The following is an 18,863-nucleotide window of genomic DNA, read 5'->3' as shown; positions in this document are numbered from 1 at the left end:
CACGCGGGCCCCCGGCGGGAGTTGGGGTGTCCGTGCGAGGGAACAACCACCCCGTCGAGGGCACTGACGGCCTTGTCTACCAGTGTCGCCTGCCGCTGCCGAGCGCCAACCCGGACCTCGTCTCCGGCCTGGTCCGCGACCACCTGAAGAAGATCCGCTCCCGCTGGCGCAAGCTCCCGCCCGGCCGGATCGCTCTGATCGGCCTCGCAATCCTCCGCCACGACCAGCGGCTTTCCTACATGGCGGGCGGCAACGGCGACTCCGCCTCCGCCGTGCGCCGCTGGCTGCTGGAAGTGCTCGAGCTCCTCGCAGCGCGTGCCCCGCGTCTGGACCGCGCCCTGAAGAAAATTGCCCGCCAGAGTGGCGTTGTCGTGCTGCTCGACGGCACCCTTGTGCGCACCCGCCGGCGTACCCGCCGGCGTACCGGGGACGGGAACCGGCCGAACTATTCGGGCAAACACAAGGCCCACGGCCTGCCGTTCCTCGCTTTGACCGACGAGCGCGGCAACCTGGAGTGGATCTCGGCGGCGAAGCCGGGGCGCTCCAGTGAGATCACCACCGCCCGCCACAACAAGATCACCACCCGCCTGCGGGAAGCCGGCCTCGATGCCCTGGCCGACCTCGGCTTCATCGGTCCGGACGACGACCCCGACGCCCCTGTGATCGCCACCGGCCGCCGGGCGAGTCGCGGCCATCCGCTCACCGCCGCCCAGAAGGACGACGACCACGTCCCTGACCGGCACGAGCACACCATCCACGGCCCACGCCAGCCCCCGCGACCCAGCAACGGCGTGGCCGCCACGAAGAGATACGCTTCCGCGAGTTCACGACGGTAGACACGTCACAACGCCGGCCCGGCCCGTCGTTGGGCCTGCGCCTTGGGCAGGCCGCGCACTCCAGACGCGAACAGTGGCGTGGCCACGGCGAAGGTCGAGGCATCCACCAAGCCTTGCGCGAGAGGGTGACGGCGTCTTCGCTGCCCCGGGTGGCCTGATCACTTCGCGTGGACAGCGTGTGCTGACATGCCGCACATGGCGTAATGGGCCGCTCAGGCGGCTCTCCAGGTCATCTTGTGCGAAGGCGGTGAGTGGCGTGGGTGGCGGAAGGAGGTGGCGAGACGGGCCATGGCTGAGGAGAGCGTGGACCGGTCGGAGGGTTTCGGCGAGCGGCTGCTGGGGCTGCTGCTGGATCGGGCGCGGCTGCTGCCGGCGCAGCTGATTGCCCCGCTGATCGCGGAAGAGGTGGCCAGGATCGGCGGGCGTGACGTCTCCATCCTGCTGCAGGACTACGCGCAGGAGCTGATGGTGCCGTTGCCGGGTAGGAAGCTGCACGTAAGCCAGCCCGAGCCGGTGGATGATTCCCCCGCTGGCCGGGCCTTTCTGCGCGCGGAGGTCGTCGAGGTGAAGCGGGCCAACGGCGTGCGGATGTACTTGCCGCTGCTGGACGGCAGCGACCAGGTGGGAGTGATGGCCCTCACCCTGGACGCCGTCGGCGATGATGACCGGCGCCTGCTGGGCAGGCTCGCCGGCCTGGTCGCCGACATGCTGGTCACCAAGAACGCCTACACCGACCAGTTCTTCCTGGCCCGGCGCCGGGAGCCGATGAGCGTGTCCGCGGAGATCCAGTGGAGCCTGCTGCCACCGCTGACGATGTCCATTCCGCAGGTCTCGGTGGCCGGCATCCTGGAGCCCGCCTACCGCGTCGCCGGCGACAGCTTCGACTACGCCCTCAACGACAACATCCTGCACGTGGCCGTCATCGACGCGATGGGCCACGGCCTGGACGCCGCCGCGATGGCGACCATCGCCATCGGCGCCTATCGGCATGCCCGGCGCGTGTTCGTCAGCCTGGCTGAGAAGTACGTGTTCATGGACGAAGCCATCTCACGGCAGTTCGGGCCCGACCACTTCGTCACGGCGCAGCTGATGCATGTCAACGTCGCCACCGGTGAGCTGGAACTGGTCAATGCGGGCCACCCCGCCCCGCTGCTGATCCGCGAACGCCAGGTCGTGCGGCAGATGGAAAGCGCGACGACGCTGCCCGTCGGCCTCGGCGGTGCGGCACCCCCGATCAGACAACACATGCTCCAGCAGGGCGACCGGGTGCTGTGCTACACCGACGGCATCATCGAGGAGCACGTCGACGGCGGGGAGCCGTTCGGTGAGGAGCGACTCATCCGCTGCATCAACCGCCTTGGGCAGGAGCCGTCACAGGGGGTGCGGGGGGATCTGCGCCAGCTCTCCCACACGCTGAAGAGGGAGCGTGGCGGGCTCACCAGCGACGACGCCACCCTCTTCATGATCGAGTGGCGCGGGGGCGCCGCTGACCACCTCGCGGTCCTTGACTGATCAGCCTCGACGTTCAGCCGAATCCGCATCGACCAGCGTCGCCCACGCGGATGACGGCCCGGTCCCGGGCGTTGTCAGTTCTCATCGACGTTCTCAAGCCGTCTGATCGGAGTGCTGCCCAAGTCCGTGGACAAACGGTGCTCGCTCTCGCCTACGAATCCAACGGTGCCTTAGTGGTAGTTCTGCACCATGATGTGGCGCAGGGCATGGACACGAGGACCGGAGATGCGGTCGGCAGCCCGTCGGCCACGACGGAGCGGGTGCGGCAACTCGAAGTACGGGGCGTCATCTCCGGTTACCACGCGGTGGTCGACCTGGCGAAGGCCGGCTATCCCGTGCTCGCCCTCGTACGGTTGAAGTATCCGGGCAACCGCCACCAACCGCTGCGTCGCCTGCTGGCCGAGCGACGCGAGATCCTGGGGTGCCTGCGCACCACCGGCGACGACTGCTACACCCTGAAGGTGGCCGCGACCTCCATGGGGCATCTGGAAACGCTCATGGACGAGCTGGCCGGCTTCGGCAGCACGACCACCAGCGTCGTCTACAGCCAGACGCTGCCCGGTCGCGGGCCCGACCGGCCCTGACCAACAGGTGACCGCACGGAGGGCCCTGCTGAACTCGGCCCGGGGCGACTCGTTCTTGCTGTTGCGGCTGGCCGGAGGCGGCGAACTCGCCCTTGCGGGTTCCCCGGACCACCGGGTTCTCGTGCTCGACGGCCGGCTCTCGATCGCGGTCGGCGGCACTGGCCCTGCCGTGGACCACCGGACCGGGGCGTACGCCGCCCTGCCGGGGGACAGGGGCGCCGTCGTGTCCAGCTCCGACGGCGCCCTGGCCCTCGTACTGACCGGGAAGCGGCTGGGAACTCCGGCCGACGACGTGTTGGGTCCATAGGGGGGCAGCAGTCGGGACCGGGCCAGTGGTTCCGGCTGCTCCTCGACGTCGCTTTCGACGAGCACTTCGACGAACGGGTTGTCGGTCTGTCCTGTTTCGAGCCGGGCTCCTTCTCGCCCCGGCACCCGCACCGCACGGCGCACCGCTTCCTGTTCCTCGACGGTGAGGCCGACGACGAACTGGTCTTCCCCGACGGGGCCCGGCACACCGCGCACCGGGCCAAGGGCGACTTCGTCGACTACCCGCACCCCGTCGAGCACCAGACCTTCAGCGGGACCGGCTGCACGATCCTCTTCGTGCACGAACCGCTCCCGGCGGCGGAAGAATGATTCCGCGGCGCTGTTCGGCCGCGAAGCGGGCGGGACGAGGAGGAGTTCCGCACAGCGCCGGTCCTCCTCCCGCCCGCAGCCATGACCATGCGGGTGGCCGCCCGCCCCCGGTGCCGGGTGGCCGAGCAGCGCCGTGACGCAGCGGGTCCGGCCGACCACGACGCCGTGTTCCGGGATCACCGCGGCCGCGTAGGTGCACGCGTCGAAGAGGTCCCCGGGCTCCGGGGCGGGCCCCTTCCCTGTGCGCGTCCTGTGGTGGACACTCGCCCACCGGGCCGATGTCGTCACTTCGGTCGAGCAGTTCTCCTTCACCCCTCTTCACGCAAGGGCCTCCCAGATGTCGTTCGCACCTGTCGCCCTACGGCTCGCCGTCGCAGCCGCAGGCCTCCTGCTCGTCGCCGCCCCGACCACGGCGGCATCCGCCGCCCCTCCCACGGCAGCAGTCCATGCGAGTACGCCGGGTACACCGAGTACGCCGGTCAGAGCCGCCGACACACCCTCCTGGTCCGCTCCCCTGTCGACGCAAGGCCGTTACGTCGTCGACAGCCAGGGCAGGAGGTTGCGCCTCAAGGGCGCCAACTGGGACGGCGCACAGGGCTCCTGGCTGGGCAGCGGCGGCGTCACCGACCCCGCCAACCACCACGCCGGCCAGGACTCCCACGGCATCCCGCTCGGCCTGGACCGCGTCCCGCTGGGCCAACTCCTCGCCGACTTCCACCAGTTGGGCATCAACAGCATCCGGCTGCCGTTCTCCAACGAGATGATCCACAGCACGACCCCGGTCCCCGACAACGCGGTCACCGCCAATCCGCAGCTGCGCGGAAAGACACCGCTGGAGGTGTACGACGCGGTGGTCGGCGCGCTCAGCGGGAGCGGGTTCGCCGTGATCCTCAACAATCACACCAACACCTCCCGCTGGTGCTGTGGCGTCGACGGCAACGAGCGCTGGAACAGCTCGCAGTCGACGCAGGCGTGGGCCGACGACTGGGTGTTCATGGCCCGCCGCTACGCCGGTGTCCCGCGTGTCGTGGGAGCCGACCTCTACAACGAGGTCCGCCGCGACGTACTCAACGATCCGAACTGGGGCATGGGCGACGGCCACGACTGGTACGCCGCCGCCCAGCTCGCCGCCGACCGTATCCTCACCGAGGCCAACCCCCGGCTCCTCATCGTCATCGAGGGCATCAACTGGACCGGCATCCCGGCGGACGGCCTCCCGCACGGTCGGCCGGTGCTCACGCCCGCCGGTACCCTGTCCCACACCCTTGTCGACGCCCACAAGCTGGTCTACTCGGCGCACTTCTACGGATACACCGGCCCGCACCACAGCGGCGCGACCGGCATCGGCGAGACACACGACCCTCGCTACCAGGACCTGAGCCGTGACGAGCTGTACGCGGCGCTGAAGGACGAGGCGTTCTTCGTCGAGGAGTCGGGCCGGCACTACACCGCACCGGTCTGGGTCAGCGAGTTCGGCATCGGCGCCAACGAGACGAACCCGGCCGCCCGCACCTGGTTCACGAACATCACCGACTACTTCGCCGACCACGACACCGACTTCGCCTTCTGGCCGCTGGTCGGCTTCGCGGGCCACGACGACTGGGCGCTGCTCAGCTACGACGAGTCCGGTCACCGCTCCGGCATCCTCGACTCCGGCGACTGGCGCGCGACCGCGTGGCAGCACCTGATGTCGGCGCCGAGCGACACCGGCCAGGTGGCGGCCGTTCCCACGTGGCGGATGCTCGCCGTCGACCACGGCGACGCGGTGGAGTCCCTGCGGGTGCGGGTCACCGGTGACTGGGACTCCGGGGCGTACAAGGCCGCCTGCCCGGACGGGCTGCGGCTGATCGGCCTCGGCCATACCAGCGGGCGCGGGCTGTGTTCCGACACCACGGGCAGCGGCCCGGCCGACCTGCGTGCGGCCTTCGACGGCCAGACGGTCGTCACCGACGAGCGCTATGTCCCGGCGGGCGGCGACTGGGCGTCCGGATACACCAAGTTGCAGTGTCCCGCGGGCAGTTACCTCATCGGCTACAGCGTGCGCGGCGAACGCGTGTCGGCGGCGCTGTGCGCGCCCGCGCGCACAGCGCTGGCGGGAGCCGGCCGCACGGTGTGGTTCGACCGGTCCGACAACCGCCCTGCCGACGCCTCCGGCGGCGACTTCGCGTACGGCGACTACAAGGGCCAGTGCGCCGACGACGAGTACGCCGCCGGCATCGCCTTCACCACCAGGGTGGGCAGCCGCCCGGGGCCCGCTGCCCTCCTGTGCCGTCGGCTCGCCTGAAAGCCGCCGGGACCGACCGGCCGGCGGCCCCCTGCGCGAGCAGCAAGAGGGCGCCGGTCAGGTCGTCCGCGGGGCTGCTGCCCGTGGCCGGGCGGCCCAGTTCGCAGGTCCATGACGAGAGGGCGAGCGTCGTGGCGGCCAGGCACCGCGCGTCCGGGACGACGCCCCCGGACTCCTGGGAGCAGCGGGCGCTCCTCAACGCGACCGGCAGCTCTGGCCGGACGGGGCGATGGCTGGCACATACCCGGCTGGTGGATGCGCCGGGGCATCCACGTGGGTCGTCAGGCGGGGCGGATGTTCTCCGCCTGAGGGCCCTTCTGGCCCTGCGTGATGTCGAAGGTCACCTTCTGGCCTTCCTGGAGCTCCCGGAAGCCCTTGGCATCGATATTCGAGTAGTGAGCGAAGACGTCCGGGCCGCCGCCGTCCTGCTCGATGAAGCCGAAGCCCTTTTCCGCGTTGAACCACTTCACGGTGCCAGTAGCCATGTGCTTGTCTCCTTCGAAGGGACTCGTATCGGATCCCGCACCGTGCGGGACCCCGAGGTGATCGCCCTGGTCCGGAGAGGCGTTGAACAGCAAAAACGCCCGTGACTGCGATCACGGGCGAACGGTACTTCGGAACCACGACTGCTGATCACGACGTTACACCGGCTGGTGGGACTCGGCCACTGGAACACGGAGTTGGGGCTCGCCGGCCGCATGCGTCACCCCTCAAGTCCCGAGGCCGGCGACCGTCGCAGCACCTGCGCCGCCGACCTCGCCCGGCGAGGCGATGGCACCGCGGGGGTTTCGCTGAGGAGTACGCGCCAATACGGTGGCCCGGTGATGTCGATCAAGAAGTTCCAAGTCACCTTCGACTGCGCGGAACCTGAGCGCCTCGCCCGTTTCTGGTGCGAGGTGTTGGGGTACGTCGTACCGCCGCCGCCCGAGGGGTTTGCCACGTGGGACGATTTCAAGCGCTCGCAGCCACCTGAGCAGCAGGACGCATGGTTTGCCTGCATCGACCCCTCGGGCGTGGGTCCGCGCCTGTACTTCCAGCGCGTCCCCGAGGGGAAGGCCGCCAAGAACCGGCTGCACCTCGACGTGCGGGTCGGCACCGGACTCGTGGGTGAAGAACGCCTCGCCGCACTTGAGGCCGAGTGCGCACGGCTGGTCCCGCTCGGGGCGGTACACGTACGAACGCTGTATGACGGCAATGACTCGTGCATCCCGATGCTGGACATCGAGGGCAACGAGTTCTGCATCGACTGAGCTTGGCGTTTATCGTCTCTGGTCGAACATGGCCTCGCACTTGCTGACGTTTTCGTCTGAGTGCCTGACGCGAGAGCGGCCTTCGTCTGATCCTGTGCTCCGTCACAGAGGCGCTTGATCGGTACGAAGGCCGTAGCAATGAGTCTGCTGCAGCGGGGTGTCCGGCGGGATGCTTTTGCCGAACTGTCTTGCTTTCGGGCCGAGTTCTGTGCCTGCATGACCCAGCGGCCCGACGCCTTGTTCGAGCTGAGTGACGCCTTGCCGTGTGCGGACGGCCCAGTGAGGACGTTGGTCGAACTGTCCCTGGCACCTGAGCACCGGCGCGGTCACGGCGCGTTGTACGGCGGACTGAACCACGGGCGTATGGATCTGTCCGGGCTGCGCAGGGCACTGGCAGGATTACCGCTTCCCCGGACGGCGGAGGGGCGGCTGGTCCTGGCAGTCGATGTGAGCAACTGGCTGCGGCCGGATGCGAATACCAGCCCGGAGCGGCTGTTCTGCCACACATACGGCCGGGGCAGGGGCGCGGCCCAGATGATCCCCGGGTGGCCCTACTCCTTCGTCGCCGCCCTGGAGCAGGGCCGGACATCGTGGACTGCCGTGCTGGACGTGATCCGGCTGTGTCCGTGGGACGACATCATCACGGTCAGCGCCGCCCAGGTCCGGGAAGTGTTCCAGCGGTTGTATGCGGCGGGCCAGTGTCTGATCGGCGACCCTCCCGTCCTGGTCGTCGTCGATGCCGGCATGACGTGACCCGCCTGGCTTTCCTGCTCGCGGACCTGCCCGTCGAGCTGCTGGGCCGCATGCGTTCGGACCGCGTCCTGTACTTCCCGCCCCCACCGCAGCCGGTGGGCAAACGCGGGCGCAAGCTCAAGCGCGGGGCGGAGTTCAAGTTCGAGGATCCTGCCACCCAGCCAGTCCCGTCCGTCACCACGCTGAGCGACACCACCCACTACGGGAAAGCCGTCGCCACTGCCTGGGACCGCCTGTACCCGCTGCTGGTCCGGCGCTCGGCCTGGGCCGACTACCCCGAAGGCGAGCTGCCGGTCATCGAAGGCACCGTCATCCGTCTTCAGGTCGACCGCCTCCGTGGAGAGCGCAGCCCCCGGCCGGTCTGGCTGTGGTGGTCGGCAACCGCTGCTACTACTGTGGATGTGGACCGATTCCGGCAGGCATTCCTGCGCAGATTCGATCTTGAGCACACCTTCATGCTGTTCAAGCAGCCGTTGGGGTGGACCACTCCCAAACTCCGCGAGCCGGCCGCCGCCGGTCGCTGGACGTGGCTCGTCATCGCCTCACACGCCCAACTCCGCCTTGCCCGGCCCCTCGCAGAAGGCCCCCGCAAACCCTGGGAACGGCCTGCACGCCAAGGGCGCCTCACACCCGCACGCGTCCGTCGAGGTTTTCGCCGCCTCCGCAGGAAAGCCCCCTCAGCCGACCAGCGCGCCGAAACTCACCGCCGCAGGCCCCGGCTGGCCAACCAGCGTGAAGAACAAGCACCGGGCACGCGAGCACCCCGTCGGGAAACAGGGCAAACCGAACCTCGCGGCAGCCATCACGAGCAGCAAAGCTGCATAAACGCCAAGCTAAGACCGCCGCGCCCGCGAAGGTCACAGTGGCCAACACGCCCGCGCCGAAGCCGGCGACCGCCGAGGCCCGGAGGAAGGCCGCAGCGATCCTGGAGCAGGAGGACCAGTCTTTCCGTGACTTCCTCGCGAAGGGTGAGGACGTGGTCGGTACGGCCCAGTTCAGCGCCTCGTACCAGAAGGCCATCCTCGGCCTGGACATGAAGCAGACCGCGTTCAGCAAGGCGGACGCCAACTTCACCGCCGGCAACGAACCCACCGACCTGCTGGACGACTGGCGGTGGAACAACGGCAACGCCGACGGGCTGATCAGCCAGTTCGCGAGCGACGGCACCTCGCCTGACGCGCCGGACACAGAGACGCGGAAGGACGTCGCCGACTGCCTCGCAGACCTGTCGAAGGCCGACAAGGACGCTGAGAAGATTGCGAACGGCGGCTGACGCGGCGCAGCGCATACTGGGCGCCAGCCAAGGCCCCTCAAGGGGAACGGCACGACGGATATCGACGCTGTTGAAGATCTTCTGCACATGATCAAGATCCTGCATAATGCATGCCGAACACGTACACGCGTTCGATGACAGGAGAGACGTGAACTTCTTCAAGCGGGCAGCCCGCGCCGCGGCCGCTCTGGCGCTTTCGGTGGCGGGAGTCATCGCCCTCGGCGGTACTGCCCACGCTGGTTCATCCGGCCAGCAGTTGATGGTCGTGGACAACAAGAACACGGCAACTTCGGTCAAGGTCATCGGCCTCGACCAGAATGGCAACAGCGCCCAGGGCTGCTTCAACACGCCCGACTTCAAGAACGCCATCAGTGGCTGGTGGTGGCAGGGTAACGTCACGGTGGTCGCCTACAACGGCCAGAACTGCACCGGTGGCGACAACTGGTCCGGCTCCACGAATGTGCCCGCCAGCCGGCCCGGCGGGGACTGGTGGGCCATAGTCACCGGCGACAACTCGCCCGCAGCCACCCAGCAGATCGAATTCTTCGACAACCAGGGCATTGCCTACTCCATGTACGTCGAGGGCACCAACCAGGCGAACCAGTGGGTCGGCCACTGCGTGGCAACTCCTGGTTGGGACAGTCTCGACAGCAACTGGTGGTGGCGTGGCGAGGTGCACATCACTACCTACCCGACCAGCGACTGCTCGGGCTCGTCGAACGGCTACTACGTGCGGTACGTCAACGGAAGCGGCTCTGGCGCATACTGGTTCGGCGTCACCGACTAGGTCCTGTGTGATGTCGTGATCAACCGGTTGTCTTCAGGAGGTCGTTGATCCAGATCATCGAGGCACGGAGGTGGAGGCCGGCGAGGTAGCTCTCGGGTGTTTTGTCGTGTCGACTCGCGATGCACCGCCAGGCCTTTAGCTTGTTGATCAGGCGCTCGACGGTGTTCCGTTCTTTGTAGAGATCGGTGTCGTGGCGTGTAGGGCGGCCGCCTCGGCTGCCCTTCTTCTTCCGGTTGGCGGCCTGGTCCTTCTTCTCCGGGATGACTGCCTTGATGTTGCGTTTCCGCAGGTAAGAGCGGTGAGCGCGGGACGAGTAGGCCTTGTCGGCGGCGACAGCGTCGGGCCGGGTTCGGGGCCGATCAACGGGAACACGGATGCGCACCTTCTGCAGCACGGGGACGAACTGCCGGCTGTCGGCGGCCTGTCCTGCGGTCAGTACGAGAGACAGCGGGCGGCACGTGCAGTCTGCGGCGAGATGAATCTTGCTCGTCAGTCCACCACGGGATCTGCCGAGCAGGGCCTGACTCAGGCGAAGCTTGCGCCGTCGTCTGATGTGCCGCCGCTCTTCCTGATCGGGGTCGTCACGGCCGTGCTGTCCGTCCTGTTCTGGCGAGCCACCCCCTTTTGCCGGGCCCGCTCCTGCTCGACGGCGGCCTCTTCAAGGGCGTCCATGACTTCCCTGTCGATGCGCATCCCGGCTGCGTCGTGGTGGGCGTGGGCCGTGGTGGAGTCCACGCTGACCAGGGACAAGTCCGTCTGTCCCTGGCGGGCGGCCTCGGCGATCAGGCCTTCGAGCAGTGCGGTGAAGACGCCGGCATCCCTCCACACCCGGAAGCGGCCGTAGACCGTCGGCCACGGGCCGAACTCGCCGGGCATCTCCCGCCATTGGCTGCTGGTGCGGAACCGCCAGATCACCCCCTCGAACTGATCCCTCAGCCGCTCGGGGTACGGCCCGTACTCGCCTATCGGCAGATACGGCTAGATCAACTTCCACTGCTCGTCAGTGAGTTGCCTGCGTGTCACGCTCGTCTTCCTACCGGATCCCTCTTCCTGAAGGACCCAAACCGGCAAGATTGATCACGACATCACACAGGACCTAGGGGTGTCGTCACATCGGGGTCGGCGGGCTCTCGCCATGTGGCCGTGAACTTCCCGATCCCCGACGGGAGTTCATGAGTTCCAGCCTGCAGCTGTCTGTACCCCGGCCCGCGGCCAACGAATGGGTTCCGCGCTGTCAGGCTCGGCGGGCGCAGGACGCGAGGCGATCGGCCAGCGCGATGACCAGGTCGCGTAGTTCATCGGGGCGTTCGATGACGAACGGCCGGTCCAGTGACGCGAGCAGCGGAGGCAACCAGTCGAGCCGCTCCGCACGCAGCTCGACGCGCAGCCAGCGCTCGGGCGCCCGTTCCTGGTCCCGTTCCTGGTCCCGGTCCTGGTCCTGGTCCGCCTCGGGCTCGTGCTCCTCCAGGCTCGCGATGCTGGCGGGAAGGCGGGCACGGATCTGCTCAACTGTCCCGTGGATCCGCAAGGTCACCTCGTGCCGGTACTCCGCTGTGGCGAACCCTGACAACAGGCGCTGCGCCGGAGCGGGACCCTCGGGCGCAGCGAATGAGCCGGGCAGGGCCCGCGCGTCCGCGATGCGATCGAGCCGGAAGGTCCGGTCCTCGCCGATCTCGGGGTCCTTGCCCGTGACGTACCACCGGCCCGAATGGGCGACGATCCCGTACGCGTGCAGGGTGCGTTCGCTGCGCCGTCCGTCGCGGTCGGTGTAGCGGATCGAGACCGGTCGGCGGTGGCGTACCGCATCGGCGACGGTGAGCAAGACCCCGGCGTCCGGGGTGTCGAACTCACCGGGCTGATCCGTGAAGGCAAGCGATTCCAGGAGCGTGTCGAGCCTGTGGGCGATGTGCTTGGGCAGTACCCGCCGGATCTTGGCCGAGGCCGTCTCGCTTGCCGTCAGCTCCGTCGTCGTCAACCTCGCTCGGCGGCCGGAGACCAGGCCGAGCAGCACGGCCAGCGCCTCGTCGTCGCTGAACATGAGCGGGGGCAAGCGGTATCCGGAGGCGAGCCGGTACCCGCCGTAGCGGCCGCGCACCGATTCGACGGGCACGTCAAGGTCGATCAGCTGGTCCACATAGCGCCGCACGGTGCGCCCCTCGACGCCGAGCCGGTCGGCGAGTTCGGCCACTGTCCGGGTGCCGCCCGACTGCAGCAGCTCCAGGAGTGTCAGCACGCGGCCGGTGGGTCGGGTCATGTTCACAGCCTACGTGAATACAGGACCGATTCTGTCCACTATTTCTCCTAGTCTGCGGCGTGCAGCGCATCCATCTGTCAAGGAGATCACCATGGACTTCGTCTCGATCCGCATCATCACCGGCGACGTCGCACGGCTCGTCGAGTTCTACGAGCGAGCCACCGGAGTGCAGGCGATGTGGGCCACCGAGGACTTCGCCGAACTCAAGACCCCGGGCGCCACCCTCGCGATCGCCGGCACCCGTACCGTCCCGCTGTTCGCCCCGGGCTCTGCCCGCCCGGCGGACAACCGGAGCGTGATCACCGAGTTCCTCGTCGACGACGTGGACCGCGTGCACCAGAACCTGACCGGCTTCGTCACCGACTTCGTCAACGGGCCCACCACGATGCCCTGGGGCAACCGGTCGCTGCTGTTCCGCGACCCCGACGGCAACCTCGTCAACTTCTTCACCCCCGTCACCCCGGCAGCCATCGAGAAATTCGCAAGCTGATGCCGCGCGCGGCCGATCACGCGGGAGCCCCGAGACACTCCTGCGCGCGTCGGCGCCCCGGAGGCGCCGGGCTCTTGTCCACCTCGCCCGCACTCGCTAACTTGTAGGTACAAGATTCATCTTGTACCTACAAGATGGGGAGGTGTGATGACGGACCAGGGCGATGCCCTCTACCTGGAAGTGGTGGTCCGGCTGCGCAGGGCGATCGCCGACGGGGTGTTCCCGCCGGGGTCCCGGCTGCCGTCGGAGCATGTCCTCGCTCAGGAGTACGGCGTGTCCCGCAACACGGTGCGCCGTGCTCTGGAGGTGCTGCGCGAGGACGGTCTGATGGCCTCACAGCAGGGCGCGCGCCGTACGGTGCTCGCCCTGCCCCGGTTGCAGAGTTTCGGGGAACTGAGGTCGTTCTCGCGCTGGGCCCGTTCGATCGGGGAGGTGCCGTCCGGACGTGTCGATGTCCTGGAGCGCCGGCCCGCCGATCTGGCGCAGGCGCACGCGCTCGGACTGGAGCCCGGCGACCCGGTGGTCCATCTGGTGCGCGTCAGACTGCTGACCGGTGTCCCGGTGATGATCGAGCGTACGGCGTATCCGGAGCGGGTCGGCACGCTGTTCGCCTTCGTCGACCTGGAGCGTGAGTCGATCTGCGAGCGGCTGGAGGAGCACGGCATCGTCTTCGCACACGCCGAACACACCATCGACGCGGTCAACGCCGACGCCGAGGACGCCCGGCTGCTGGAGATCCCGGCCGGCATCGCGCTGCTGCGCGAGCGACGACGGTCCACCGATCACCAGGGCCGGCCGCTGGAATGGTCGCAGGACCGCTACCTCGGCGACGCCGTCGCCTTCACCGTCCGCAACTCCGTCGCGGCCTCTCCGCTCGTCCGCGACCGGCCCCCGGTGACAGGGAAGTGACCACCACCGTGCAAACGGAACTGATCCGCCAGGACGGGACGCGATTTCCCGCCCTCTGGCTTCGTGACAACTGCCCGTGCGGCACATGCCAGATCCCGGGCAGTGGCCAGAAGTTGTTCGACATCACCGACCTGGCCCGCGACGTCCTGATCGCGCAGGCGGACGAGGATGCCGACGGCGTTCAGGTCGTCTTCGCCCCGGACGGGCACCGCTCGCGCTTCACCCACACATGGCTGGAGACCTACCGGCCCGGCACGGCGCCTCCCTACGACGACCGGACCGAGGACGCCAAGTCCCTGTGGACCGCCGCGGACCTTCAGGGCGTCACACCCACCGGTGACTGGCCTTCCTTCGCGGACGATCCCGCCGAACGCGCGCGTTGTCTGCACGCGCTGCTGACCCAGGGCTTCGTCATCCTCCGCGGCGTACCCCGCGCAGATCGTGCCGTGCTGGACGTCGCGAGGTCGTTCGGCTACGTGCGCGAGACGAACTACGGCGAACTCTTCGAGGTGCGTGTCGAGCAGAATCCGGCAAACCTGGCGTTCAGCTCTCGTCCGATTCTGCCCCACACCGACAACCCCTACCGCGATCCGCTCCCGACCGTCCAACTGCTGCACTGTCTCACCAACGCGGCAGCCGGCGGTGACTCCGGCCTCGTGGACGGCTTCCACGCCGCGGCCACGCTGCGCCGTGAGCAGCCGGATGCCTTCGAGTTGCTCACCCGCACCCCGGTGACCTTCCGCTACGCCGATTCCGGCGCGGACCTGAGCACCAGCGCACCACTCATCGGACTCGATCCACTCGGCCGGATCCGGCAGATCCGCTTCAACAACCGCTCGATGCGGCCGATCGCACTGGAGCCGGACTGCATAGCCGCGTTCTACGAGGCCTACCGCGCCTTCGCCGAACTGCTCTACCGCCCCACCGCACAGCTGAGCTTCCGACTCGAACCCGGCGACTGCGTGATCTTCGACAACACCCGGATCCTGCACGCCCGTTCCGGTTTCACCGCCGACGGCGCCCGGCACCTGCAAGGCTGCTACGCCGACCTCGACGCCGCCGCCAGCGATCTGGCCGTCCTGCGCCGCAGCCTCGACATCGTCGCCCAACTCGAACAGCTCTTCAACGACGAGGGCAACAGCGAGTACCTCGGCGAGCCGCTCACACAAGCCGCGCACATGCTGCAGACGGCCGCGCACGCCGAGGCCGCAGCCGCCCCCGACGCTCTCGTCGCAGCGGCACTCCTGCACGACATCGGCCACTTCACCGGTCGGATCAGCGGCCACCAGCTCATGGCCGGCACCGACAACCGGCACAGCCACACCGGCGCCGACTGGCTCGCCACCTGGTTCCCGCCGGAGGTCACTGAACCCATTCGGCTGCACGTCGCAGCCAAACGCTACCTGTGCGCCGTCGAACCCGACTACCTCCAACGCCTCTCACCGGCCTCGCTCTACACGCTCAACGTGCAAGGCGGCTCCATGTCGGCCGCCGAAGCCGACGAGTTCGCCGCCCTGCCCCACGCCCGACAGGCCACAGACCTCAGGCGCTGGGACGAGGCGGCCAAGGACCCGAAGGCCGCGGTGCCCTCCTTCGCGCACTACCGCCCACTCCTGTACCGCCTACTGCGCGCCTAGATGAATGAGTCCGATTCTCAGTGGCCGGGCTTGCCGGCGCCCTGGTGCTCGACGGCGGATGAACGGGGCGTCGATGCTCACTGCACGGTGACGAACAACAAGACGACACGGATCACTGTGATGGCGATGCCCGGACGCCTTGTCGCCGATCCCCGTAGTTGAGGTCGAGAGGTCAGAGGGCTGTGGGTCGGCCGATGAGTGGGCCCCGGCCATCGCCTGGATCCCGCAGGAGCCGCAACAGCGGCTCCCAGGTGGCGAAGTCGTTCAGCGCGGACAACGAGGACGTCCAGACCCGGGGATCATGACGACCGCGATTATGGCCGCCACCACCGACAGCCGGCCGCTGCTGCCGGGCGCCTGGCCCGGTTCGTCCAGTCCCAGGGCGTGCTCGGCGACTCCTACTGCTTCTTCCGCTGAGTCACTCGCGGTCGCGGCTGCCTGAGGACTTGAGTTCGGCGTCCGGCTCGGCCTGATCCGCCGACCGGGCGGCGGGCTGGGCCTGGCGCGGGGCCAGCGCGGGCAGTGCGCGGCCCAGGCGGGCCAGGGCGGCGTCGAGGTCGGCGAGCGGCCACTCAGCGGCCGGGGCGTGCCGCAGACCGAGCGCCGTGCCGGGGGCGGCGAGCCAGTGCCGCAGCGCCGTCACGGTGGCGGCGGTCCCGGCCGCCCCGGCTGGGTGGCCGGGCACCGCGCCGAGAGCGGTGAGGGCGCGGACCGGCGCGCGGCAGTCGTGCAGGGCGTCCGCCAGGTCAGCGCGATGGGGTCGTCCGCGCCGTGTGCCGAGCAGGCGCCGGTGGATGCGGTGCGGCCGGGCGACGGACTCCGCTGCGTCGGCGGCGCGTTCGAAGCGCAGCAGCGCCACATCGACCGGGGTGCCGCTGTGGTGGGCGTCGAGGAGCGCCGCCAGCGCGCGCAGTGCGGCGGTCAGGCGCAGCCGCAGCACCTCGCCGGCCCGCACGGGTGCCACGAACCAGCCCACGGCAACGGCCAGCGCCGCGCCCACGGCGACGGCCTGGAACCTGATCAGCAGCAGGTGCGCGGCCGAGTGGCCGAAGTACTCGTGCAGCAGGGACATCAGGGTGGTCAGGGTGGCGGTGAAGAGCGCGTAACTCCTGGCGCGGAACCCCGCGGCCGTGGCGAGGACCGCGAAGATCACCACCAGGCCCAGGGTCCCGTGCGGGTGGACCACGACGGCCAGACCGGCGGCCAGCAGCGCGCCGGCCATCGCTCCGGCGCCCCGTTCGACGCCGCGCAGCGCCAGATCGCCGCGGCCGCCCCGGCCCAGGCCCACCACCAGGGCCGTCACGACCGTCCACTGCCAGTGATGCGCGAAGAGCCGGTGGCCGACGGCGAACGCAGCGGTGAGAGCGACACCGGTCTGCACAGCGGCCCTCGTGCTGACCAACAGGCCGACAGAGCGCCGCTGGGGCAGCGGTGCCACCGGACGCCGAGCCGGCCCGGACCTGCCGGCCATCCGCCGGCCTGCCCACCGCACCGCGTGCACCCACCAGAAGGCCGCGAAGCCGATCACGGCCACCCAACAACCGGCCGGCCACCACCCGCGGGCCGCACCACCGTGCGGAGTCATCAGCGCCACGAGCAACGCGCGCGGCACCATCGCGCCCAGCCGCACCGCCCTGGCCCCGAACCGCCGCGCCCAGACGGACACGGTCATCAGCGCGACGAACAAGCCGGCGCCCACGATAGGCTGACGCGGCATCCGCCAGGTGATCCAGGTGCCGGCCGCCATCAGCACCGCGAACGCGGCAGCCGATGCGAGGCCCCCACGCCACGGATCGCCACCGCGCTGCCCGCTCAGCATGAAGGCGGCCGCGGCCCCCGACACGGCCAAGGGCGCCACCGGCGAGCCCACGAGGTGCGCGAGCGCCACCGCGGTGGCGAGGGCAAGCAGGACGGCGCACATGGCGGTCAGGGCATCGCGGACGGCCCGCATCAGTGACGTGGAGCGGTGGCGCATCAGTGCGGCAGGCTGCCGTTCTCAAGCCCGTGACTCGGCGGGGGCAGCTCCTCGGCAGCACGCGCCCGGTCCTTGAGCTGGTCGATCAGGAGCCGCCGACTCACCTTGCCCAGCTCTGTGCGGGGGAACTCGCTCACGTGCTCGACCCGGACGGGCAGGTACGACTCGTGGAAGCCGAGCCCGGCCACGTGGTCACGGAGTTCGCCGAGGTCCGGTGGCGTCGAGCCGACCACGACCGCGCACGGGACTTCGCCGCCCTCGGCGTCCGGCCAGGGCAGCAGCACCGCGTCGTCGACTCCGGGGTGGGAACACAGAGCCTCTTCGACGTCAGCCACCGGAATCTGCCATGCCCGGCCGACGCGTCCGGCGCGCCGTCCGATGAACCACAGCGCGCCCTGCTCGTCGGGCGCCACCACGTCGCCCGTGTCCAGCCATCCTTCGTCGTCAGCCGGTGACCAGATGACCTGTCGGCTGGCACGGCCGATGGTGGCCAGGCACACGCCTGGACCGCGGACGTACAACTGGAAGGCATCCGTGTCCCGTGTCCGGCCGTCCGGCTCCAACCGGACTTCTCCCGCGCCCCTCAAGCGGCCGAGCCGATGCCCTGCCCGATGCCGGGGATCGTCCGCCGACGTGGAGATCACGTGGCCGCACTCGGTCGTGGCCCAGACGCTCAGCACGACCGGGCAGATTGTCCCGCGCGCCTGCGCCACGAGCGTCGGGGACAGCGGGCCGCTCGAGCAGCGGACCGCCTGCAGGCTGGAGAGGTCACGGGCCTGGCGCTGCTGCTCCTCGGTCAGGGCGCGCAGCGAGCCGGGCGTGGTCCACAGCTGGGTGACACCGGTCCGCTCGATCAGCTGCAGCCAGCACCCCGCCTCGCGGCTGTCGCTGTAGAGCGTGGGGACGCGCCGGGCCGTCGCACGAAGCGCCCGGCTGAACCCTCCGATGAACGTCATGCCGGAACTGGTCGCGTGGAGCCGTTCGGCCTCGGAAGGCGCGCTCAGCAGCGATCCGCCGTGCAGCGTATTGGCGCTGTGGGCGACGAGGTGGGGTTCGCCGGTGGTGCCGGAGGTGAGCAGGAGTGCGCACACCTCGTCGGCGCCGAGCGGCTCGCCGCGAGCCGTTGCGGGTCGCTCGCCGCTGAAGGCGCCCTGCAGGCTCTCCGCCGCGGTGGCCGCCGCGTCACCGATGACGATGCGATGCCGCAGTGCCGGCAGCCTGCCGGCCTGTTCGGTTAGTCGGCGGCCGTACTCGACGCCGTCCCAGCTGTCCGGCACCACGCACGCCACCGCCCCGGTGGCCGCGAGCATCCGCTCCACCTCCTGCGGTCCGTACAGCAACGGCATCGGGGCCACCACCACGCCGGCCCGCAGGCACGCCACCGCGAGCACGGCTGCCTCCCACCAGGCCGGAAGCTGGTACGCTACGACCTCGCCGCGACGCACCCCGAGCTCTCGCAAGGCCGCCGCGACAGCGTCGGCGCGCGCATCGAACTCTCCGAACGACAGCGTGACGAGTGTGTCCTCCAGATGCCGCCAGGTCAGCAGAGCCGGGTCATCGGGCCGTTCGAGCGCCGCAGTGCGCAGATCGTCGGAGAACGTCGCATCGCGCCACCACCCCTGCTCGCGATAACGGTCGGCGACCTCAGCGGACGGAACCACCGAATCCAACACAGTGCGCACG

At 69.5% G+C, this 18,863-nt stretch carries 15 protein-coding genes and 2 pseudogenes; 12 read left to right on the top strand and 5 right to left on the bottom strand.

Annotated elements, in window-relative coordinates:
* Positions 1-26 precede the first annotated feature (26 nt).
* The 5 genes from AC4OXY_RS00825 (at position 27) to AC4OXY_RS00805 (ending at position 5,852) form a co-directional block, all read left to right on the top strand.
* Positions 27-836, top strand: coding sequence for a transposase family protein (locus AC4OXY_RS00825; RefSeq protein ID WP_491992854.1), 810 nt, complete (start codon positions 27-29; stop codon positions 834-836).
* Between the two features lie 288 nt (positions 837-1,124).
* Positions 1,125-2,348, top strand: a complete 1,224-nt coding sequence (locus AC4OXY_RS00820; RefSeq protein WP_491992853.1) for a PP2C family protein-serine/threonine phosphatase — start codon at positions 1,125-1,127, stop codon at positions 2,346-2,348.
* 206 nt (positions 2,349-2,554) lie between these two features.
* Positions 2,555-2,932, top strand: a complete 378-nt coding sequence (locus tag AC4OXY_RS00815; RefSeq protein WP_491992852.1) for an Lrp/AsnC family transcriptional regulator — start codon at positions 2,555-2,557, stop codon at positions 2,930-2,932.
* 7 nt (positions 2,933-2,939) lie between these two features.
* Complete coding sequence (locus AC4OXY_RS00810; RefSeq protein WP_491992851.1) at positions 2,940-3,239, top strand: hypothetical protein; 300 nt, start codon at positions 2,940-2,942, stop codon at positions 3,237-3,239.
* Between the two features lie 666 nt (positions 3,240-3,905).
* Complete coding sequence (locus AC4OXY_RS00805; RefSeq protein WP_491992850.1) at positions 3,906-5,852, top strand: glycoside hydrolase family 5 protein; 1,947 nt, start codon at positions 3,906-3,908, stop codon at positions 5,850-5,852.
* A gap of 281 nt (positions 5,853-6,133) precedes the next feature.
* On the opposite strand, the gene AC4OXY_RS00800 is transcribed toward AC4OXY_RS00805, so the two are convergent.
* Entirely contained in the window at positions 6,134-6,337 is a 204-nt protein-coding gene (locus tag AC4OXY_RS00800) for a cold-shock protein (RefSeq protein ID WP_356028690.1), read from the bottom strand.
* A 336-nt stretch (positions 6,338-6,673) separates the two neighbouring features.
* Here AC4OXY_RS00800 and AC4OXY_RS00795 point away from each other — a divergent pair, with 336 nt between their 5' ends.
* From AC4OXY_RS00795 to AC4OXY_RS00780, 4 genes and pseudogenes are all read left to right on the top strand, one after another.
* Positions 6,674-7,102, top strand: a complete 429-nt coding sequence (locus tag AC4OXY_RS00795; RefSeq protein ID WP_362821033.1) for a VOC family protein — start codon at positions 6,674-6,676, stop codon at positions 7,100-7,102.
* A gap of 138 nt (positions 7,103-7,240) precedes the next feature.
* A pseudogene (locus AC4OXY_RS00790) lies at positions 7,241-8,680 on the top strand (NF041680 family putative transposase).
* Positions 8,681-8,717: 37 nt separating this feature from the next.
* Positions 8,718-9,128 carry a hypothetical protein gene (locus AC4OXY_RS00785; protein ID WP_491992849.1) on the top strand — a complete coding sequence of 137 codons (411 nt, stop codon included), beginning with the start codon at positions 8,718-8,720 and terminating at the stop codon, positions 9,126-9,128.
* A gap of 148 nt (positions 9,129-9,276) precedes the next feature.
* The gene (locus AC4OXY_RS00780) at positions 9,277-9,915 is read left to right on the top strand and encodes a hypothetical protein (RefSeq protein WP_402071958.1); all 639 of its coding nucleotides are present in this window, start codon (positions 9,277-9,279) and stop codon (positions 9,913-9,915) included.
* Positions 9,916-9,934: 19 nt separating this feature from the next.
* Here the strand turns inward: AC4OXY_RS00780 and AC4OXY_RS00775 are convergent.
* Both AC4OXY_RS00775 and AC4OXY_RS00770 read right to left on the bottom strand, forming a co-directional pair.
* Positions 9,935-10,887, bottom strand: a pseudogene (locus tag AC4OXY_RS00775) (IS5 family transposase).
* A gap of 262 nt (positions 10,888-11,149) precedes the next feature.
* The gene (locus tag AC4OXY_RS00770) at positions 11,150-12,169 is read right to left on the bottom strand and encodes a helix-turn-helix transcriptional regulator (RefSeq protein WP_491992848.1); all 1,020 of its coding nucleotides are present in this window, start codon (positions 12,167-12,169) and stop codon (positions 11,150-11,152) included.
* A gap of 91 nt (positions 12,170-12,260) precedes the next feature.
* Here AC4OXY_RS00770 and AC4OXY_RS00765 point away from each other — a divergent pair, with 91 nt between their 5' ends.
* The 3 genes from AC4OXY_RS00765 (at position 12,261) to tmpA (ending at position 15,205) form a co-directional block, all read left to right on the top strand.
* Positions 12,261-12,659, top strand: coding sequence for a VOC family protein (locus tag AC4OXY_RS00765; protein WP_356028682.1), 399 nt, complete (start codon positions 12,261-12,263; stop codon positions 12,657-12,659).
* A gap of 147 nt (positions 12,660-12,806) precedes the next feature.
* Entirely contained in the window at positions 12,807-13,568 is a 762-nt protein-coding gene (locus tag AC4OXY_RS00760) for a GntR family transcriptional regulator (protein ID WP_356028680.1), read from the top strand.
* On the top strand, positions 13,565-15,205 hold the full coding sequence (tmpA, locus tag AC4OXY_RS00755) for a 2-trimethylaminoethylphosphonate dioxygenase (RefSeq protein WP_491992847.1): 1,641 nt from the start codon (positions 13,565-13,567) through the stop codon (positions 15,203-15,205). Before AC4OXY_RS00760 ends, tmpA begins: the two co-directional genes overlap by 4 nt.
* A 418-nt stretch (positions 15,206-15,623) precedes the next feature.
* Here tmpA and AC4OXY_RS00750 read toward each other — a convergent pair whose 3' ends face one another.
* Entirely contained in the window at positions 15,624-17,180 is a 1,557-nt protein-coding gene (locus AC4OXY_RS00750) for an FUSC family protein (RefSeq protein WP_491992846.1), read from the bottom strand.
* Complete coding sequence (locus AC4OXY_RS00745; RefSeq protein WP_491992845.1) at positions 17,180-18,841, bottom strand: AMP-binding protein; 1,662 nt, start codon at positions 18,839-18,841, stop codon at positions 17,180-17,182. Before AC4OXY_RS00745 ends, AC4OXY_RS00750 begins: the two co-directional genes overlap by 1 nt.
* Positions 18,842-18,863: the final 22 nt, after the last annotated feature.

The sequence above is a fragment of the Streptomyces sp. HUAS MG56 genome (assembly GCF_058673395.1).
Note: the sequence above shows the minus strand (reverse complement) of the source record. Positions and strands in the feature narration are given on the sequence as shown.

Bases quoted from the DNA above. Each gene is read 5' to 3' on its own strand.
- AC4OXY_RS00750 (WP_491992846.1), bottom strand. From the start codon at position 17,180: ATGCGCCACCGCTCCACGTCACTGATGCGGGCCGTCCGCGATGCCCTG.
- AC4OXY_RS00765 (WP_356028682.1), top strand. From the start codon at position 12,261: ATGGACTTCGTCTCGATCCGCATCATCACCGGCGACGTCGCACGGCTC.
- AC4OXY_RS00805 (WP_491992850.1), top strand. From the start codon at position 3,906: ATGTCGTTCGCACCTGTCGCCCTACGGCTCGCCGTCGCAGCCGCAGGC.
- AC4OXY_RS00820 (WP_491992853.1), top strand. From the start codon at position 1,125: ATGGCTGAGGAGAGCGTGGACCGGTCGGAGGGTTTCGGCGAGCGGCTG.
- AC4OXY_RS00800 (WP_356028690.1), bottom strand. From the start codon at position 6,337: ATGGCTACTGGCACCGTGAAGTGGTTCAACGCGGAAAAGGGCTTCGGC.
- AC4OXY_RS00770 (WP_491992848.1), bottom strand. From the start codon at position 12,169: ATGACCCGACCCACCGGCCGCGTGCTGACACTCCTGGAGCTGCTGCAG.
- AC4OXY_RS00815 (WP_491992852.1), top strand. From the start codon at position 2,555: ATGGACACGAGGACCGGAGATGCGGTCGGCAGCCCGTCGGCCACGACG.
- AC4OXY_RS00760 (WP_356028680.1), top strand. From the start codon at position 12,807: ATGACGGACCAGGGCGATGCCCTCTACCTGGAAGTGGTGGTCCGGCTG.